Origin of the sequence: Butyrivibrio sp. (assembly GCF_017433805.1) — a bacterium.
Classification (GTDB): domain Bacteria; phylum Bacillota; class Clostridia; order Lachnospirales; family Lachnospiraceae; genus Butyrivibrio.
Window position 1 is genome coordinate 1 of the sequence record NZ_JAFRGN010000070.1, and the last position, 5821, is coordinate 5821.

The 5821-nt window shown below is 43.0% G+C and carries 4 protein-coding genes; 1 reads left to right on the plus strand and 3 read right to left on the minus strand.

Going from position 1 to position 5821, the window contains the following annotated elements; translation table 11 throughout:
• The coding region (locus IJI01_RS14375) for an NAD(P)-dependent oxidoreductase (protein ID WP_292191940.1) at window positions 1-738 on the minus strand (738 nt) is incomplete at its 3' end.
• 222 nt (window positions 739-960) lie between these two features.
• Between IJI01_RS14375 and IJI01_RS14380 the strand changes: the two genes are divergently transcribed.
• Entirely contained in the window at window positions 961-1818 is an 858-nt protein-coding gene (locus IJI01_RS14380; protein WP_292191942.1) for a flagellin N-terminal helical domain-containing protein, read from the plus strand.
• A gap of 82 nt (window positions 1819-1900) precedes the next feature.
• Here IJI01_RS14380 and IJI01_RS14385 read toward each other — a convergent pair whose 3' ends face one another.
• Window positions 1901-3379, minus strand: a complete 1479-nt coding sequence (locus IJI01_RS14385; protein WP_292191943.1) for an L-fucose/L-arabinose isomerase family protein — start codon at window positions 3377-3379, stop codon at window positions 1901-1903.
• Between the two features lie 287 nt (window positions 3380-3666).
• Window positions 3667-5790: a glycoside hydrolase family 3 C-terminal domain-containing protein gene (locus IJI01_RS14390; protein WP_292191945.1), complete on the minus strand. Its 2124-nt coding sequence runs from the start codon at window positions 5788-5790 to the stop codon at window positions 3667-3669.
• Window positions 5791-5821 lie beyond the last annotated feature (31 nt).

Here is a 5821-nt window from a genome sequence, read left to right on the forward strand (position 1 = left end):
ATCATACAGATCCTGCTCACTTACGACAGCACCTCTGGCAACATTTATGAGGATTGCTGTCTTTTTCATTTTATCGAAAGCTTTTTTATCAAAAAGATTTCTAGTTCTGTCGCTCAATGGGCAATGGATAGAAATAACATCGCTTCTACTAAGGAGCTCATCAAACTCTACTCTCTCATAGTCAGTGCAAGTACTATTTCCTGATGCAGAGTAAAAGATAACCTTGGCTCCGAAGGCTGTTGCTATCTGTGCAACCTTCCTGCCTATATTCCCCATTCCTACTATTCCGTAGGTCATACCATCAAGCTCATGAAAAGGAATATCAAGACAGCAGAAATGAGATTGATTAGCATAGCTGCCATCCTTAACAAACTCGTCGTAGTGACGCATATTCTCCATGAGGTAAAACAGAAGTGCAAAAGTATGCTGAGCAACAGAAGCTGTAGAATAATTGACCACATTGGCTACCTTGACACCATGTCTGTCGCACGCAGGAATATTAGCATTGTCAAAGCCAGTTGCAAACTCGCAGATAAGCTTAAGATCAGGCGCATCATCAAGAATCTTGTCCGTGATAGCACTCTTATTTATCATCAGAACCTCTGCCCCAGCAAGTCTTTCCTTGGCATTTTCCTCTGTTATCTTGTCATCATAATAAGTCACTTCTCCAAGCTCATCATAGAGAGTATAGTCCATGTCTGTTCCAACACTATCTTTATCTGCTACAACTATCTTCATCTGCTTTCTCCCATATGTATCTTTATTCATTTTTACTTAGAAAAATCTTATCACAGGGACATTTTAACTGTAAATGATTCTTCTAGTAATAACGCACTAATTCTCTCCGTAAATTTAGTGCAATTTTTTTGTAAAAAAAACTAATTTTGCACTCATTATTATGAATATATATTCCGATATACATAAAGACAAGGAGTGTCGTTTTAAAAGAGGATGGAGCCTATGGTAATACAACATAATATTCAAGGAATGAACGCGAACCGTCAATTCCAGATCACGACAGTTGCACAGCGGTATTCAGCAGAGAAACTATCAACCGGATATAAAATTAACCGGTCAGCTGATGATGCCGCTAATCTTGCTGTGTCTGAAAATATGAGAAGGCAGGTAAAGGGTCTTACCCAGGCATCTGCTAATGCTCAGGACGGAATATCTCTTGCCCAGGTTGCTGATGGCGCGCTTCAGGAAGTTCACGCCATGATACAGCGAGGCAACGAAATAGCTGTAAAAGCTGCAACAGATACACTGACAGACAGCGATAGAAGCTATATCGATGATGAAATTCAACGTATAGCTGAAGAAATAGAAAGTGTAGCAAGCAAAGCTACCTTTAATGAAATATCTATTTTTCCACCAAACGGAGCAGTCGTGGGTAAAGAATCTGAAACAGGTGCTGATGTACCTGATCTGATTTTACAGGTTGGTTCAGAAACTGACTCACAAAATGAACTTGCCATCAAGCGCTATTCTCTATCTGCCGAAGCTCTTGGCATAGATGGCGCCAACGCAAGAACACGTGATGACGCTCTTGAATCTATTGAAAAATTCAAAAATGCTCTTGTGAATGTAAGTTCCATGCGTTCATATTATGGCTCACTTCAGAATAGATTAGAACATACTATAAAAAATGTAGATAACACCACAGAGAATACCCAGTCCGCAGAATCCAGTATCAGAGATACTGATATGGCCAAGCAGATGTTCCATCAGTCCAACCTTAACATCCTGTCTCAGGCAGGAAACTCCGTCCTTGCTCAGGCCAACCAGTCCAATTCCGGTGTTCTTAAACTTGTTCAATAAGCAGTCTCCCTCCAATTCAATATATAAAAATAGAGGATACGAGAAAATCTCGTATCCTCTTATTTATGAACAGTTTATCGCATTAAGCGAAAGGGTTCTCTGTTGGGTATGGAAGAGAAGCTGGCTGGTTGTAGCCGATAACCTCTGCTCCAACATACTTAAATACTTCGAAAAGTGCCTTTCCAAAGTGACCGAATGCAACTGCACCGTGGTGAGGGAAGTTGTGCTGGATAAGAATGTGTCTGTAGAATCTTCCCATCTCTGGAATAGCGAATACACCGATACCACCGAATGACTGTGTAGCAACAGGAAGAACCTCACCCTGTGCAACATATGCCTTAAGATGGTTGTCAGATGTGCTCTGAAGTCTGAAGAATGTGATATCACCAGGAACGATATCTCCTTCAAGTGTTCCCTGTGTAACTTCCTCAGGAAGGTTTCTAGCCATAATTCTCTGGAACTTCATCTCGCAGCTTGAAAGCTTGCTTGTGCATGTATTTCCGCAGTGGAAGCCCATGAATGTATCTGTGTGCTTGTAGTCGAACTTGCCCTTGATTGACTGCTCGTACATATCAGCAGGTACAGAGTTGTTGATATCAAGAAGAGTTACAGCGTCGTTAGAGATGCAAGATCCGATGAACTCACTGATTGCGCCATAGATATCTACTTCGCAAGATACAGGAATTCCGCGACCTGTAAGTCTTGAGTTTACATAGCAAGGAACGAATCCGAACTGTGTCTGGAATGCAGGCCAGCACTTACCAGCGATACATACATACTTCTTGCCGCCTCTGTGCTCCTCGATCCAGTCAAGAAGTGTAAGCTCGTACTGAGCAAGCTTAGCAAGGATTTCTGGCTTCTTGTTACCAGCGCCAAGATCCTTCTCCATATCCTTAACAACGTCAGCGATTCTAGCGTCACCAGCGTGCTTGTTGAATGACTCGAAGAGGTCAAGCTCTGAGTTCTCCTCGATCTCAGCACCCATGTTGTAGATCTGCTGAATAGGAGCGTTACAAGCAAGGAAGTTCATAGGACGAGGACCAAATGAGATAACCTTGAGGTTAGCAAGTCCATCAAGAGCTCTAGCGATTGGTACGAACTCGTTGATCATCTTAGCACACTCATCAGCTGTTCCTACTGGATACTCAGGAATATAAGCCTTTACTCCACGAAGGTGAAGGTTGTAGCTAGCGTTGAGCATACCGCAGTAAGCATCTCCTCTGCCGTCGATAAGGTCACCCTGTGACTCCTCAGCAGCTGCGCAGAACATTACAGGTCCATCAAACTTCTGAGCAAGAAGTGTCTCAGAAATTTCTGGTCCGAAGTTTCCAAGGTAAACGCAAAGAGCGTTACATCCAGCCTTCTTAACATCCTCAAGAGCCTCAAGTGTCTGAGTCTCGCTCTCGATGATACATACAGGACACTCATAAACGTCCTTGTCGTTGAAGTTCTTCTTATAAGCCTCTACTAAAGCTTTTCTTCTGTTGACAGCAAGTGATGCTGGGAAGCAGTCACGGCTTACTGCAACAAGTCCAATTTTTACTTCTGGCATGTTAATCATAAATAATCCCCTTTCTGCGCAAAGCGCATTAAAACTTTTCCTTATCCCAAGAGCTCACGGCTCTCATCGATCTAATTTAGAGTTTTGCCAAGCCCTGTTCATTAAAAGAATACAACTTGATACTTGTATTCTTTTCTGACGTAAATAATTATCTGTCATAGACAGCCAAATTACAAGAACACAAACGTAGAAAAAACGCTTGCAAAATTATTCAAATTGCTTGTAAGTTGTATTGCTCAGTTAGCAAAACTAATACATGTTTTGCCACCGATACAATATATTGTGATTTATCCAAGTGTGAAATCAAATGACATGCACTTGTGTCCTGTAAGCTCCTCTGATCTTGAATCAGGCTGCTGTGTGCCTGCAAAGAGTCTGAAGTTCTTGGCAAAGACAGCTCTTTCGCCATCTTCATTTACAGATGTAAATGCTCTTCCAGGAATATCAATGGTAACTGTTACGTTTCCACCTGCAGGAACATGAACTCTCTTGAAGCCGCAAAGACTTGGATGAGTTGTTGCAAACTTAGAATCCAGATCTTTGATATAAACCTGTACAACTTCATCTGTGTCATACTTGCCATCATTAACTACTGTTACTGTAAGCTGTGCTCCCTGTACATCACCTGCCTGTGCATCAACATGTAACTTATTCTCTTTAGTTACATAGCAGTCACCATAAGTAAGACCATAACCAAATGGATAAAGAGGTGTTCCCTCAAAATATCTATAGGTTCTGTTCTTCATTGAATAATCCTTAAAGTCAGGAAGATCATCTGCTGAGTAATAGAATGTAAGTGGAAGCTTACCTGATGGTGATACATCTCCAAAAAGAATATCAGCTACATCTGCACCGCCTCTAGCTCCTGGATACCAAGCCTGAATAACAGCGTTAGCGCTATCCTGAGCTTTGGAAAGGTCAATTGCACTTCCTGCCATATCTATAACGATTGTTGGCTTACCGCAGTCAAGCACTGCATTAAGGAGCTGTCTCTGGCAAAGAGGAAGGTTAAGATTGATCTTATCTCCTGATGCGAACTGGTTACCTGCATCGCCCTCTTCTCCCTCGAGGTTCTCATCAAGTCCAACTACTACAACTACTACATCTGAATGATCAGCAACTGCCTGGGCCTCAGAAAGTCTGTCTGGAAGGTTAGGATCAGCAAGATTGCTGATGTTGTTCTGGAAGATATCACTACCTTCTGAATAAAGAACTCGAACATCATCTCCAACCTTATCCTGAATACCCTCAAGAACAGTGATATATCTGGAAGCTGTTCCATGGTAGTTACCGATAAGTGACAGTCTTGAGTTAGCATTTGGTCCAACTACACCGATTGTCTTAATGTTATCTTTATTTAAAGGAAGAAGACCATCATTCTTGAGAAGAACTACTGACTCCTTAGCTGCCTTGCTGGCAACCTTGAGGTGCTCTTTGCACTCAACCTTCTCATAAGGAATCTCATCATATTCTGTCTTGTCGAACATACCAAGAAGGAATCTTGTTGTGAACAGTCTCTCACATGATGTTGTGATAAGGTCCTCACTGATAAGGCCAGCTCTTACTCCATTCATGATTGACTGATATGTACATCCACAGTTAAGATCGCATCCCATCTCAAGAGCAAGCTTAGCTGATTCCTCAGGGCTGCTTGTAACCTTGTGATTCTCATGGAAATCCTTGATAGCCCAGCAGTCAGATACAAAGTGGCCTTCAAAGCCCCACTTATCTCTAAGTGTGTCTACCATGAGTGGCTTGTTAGCACAGCATGGCTCACCATTTGTTCTGTTGTAAGCGCCCATAACAGCCTCTACACCAGCCTCTGTTACGCATGCCTCAAATGCTGGAAGGTATGTCTCCTCGAGATCCTTCTTGGATGCCTTGGCATCGAAGAAATGTCTCTCGCCCTCAGGGCCTGAATGAACTGCAAAGTGCTTGGCACATGCAGCAACCTTCATATACTCGCCATCGCCCTGCATTCCCTTAACAAAAGGAACTGCAAGTCTGCTGGTAAGGAATGGATCCTCACCATAGGTCTCATGGCCTCTGCCCCAACGTGGATCACGGAAGATGTTTACGTTAGGAGCCCAGAAAGTAAGACCCTTGTAGATGTCTCTGTCCTCTCTCTTGGACTGTTCATTGTACTTGGCGCGAGCTTCCTCAGCTACGATCTCACCAACCTCGCCCATAAGTTCCTCATCAAAAGCTGCGGCAAGTCCGATAGCCTGTGGGAACATTGTGGCTGTGCCGGCTCTTGCTACTCCGTGAAGAGCCTCATTCCACCAGTTGTACGCTGGGATGCCCAGTCTGTCAATGGCAGGTGCATCATAGCGAAGCTGGGATGCTTTCTCTTCAACGGTCATCTTGGCAACAAGCTCTTTAGCACGCTTTCTTGCTTCTTGTCTGTTCATAGTATTCCCCTTTATTTATGTATGTATTACC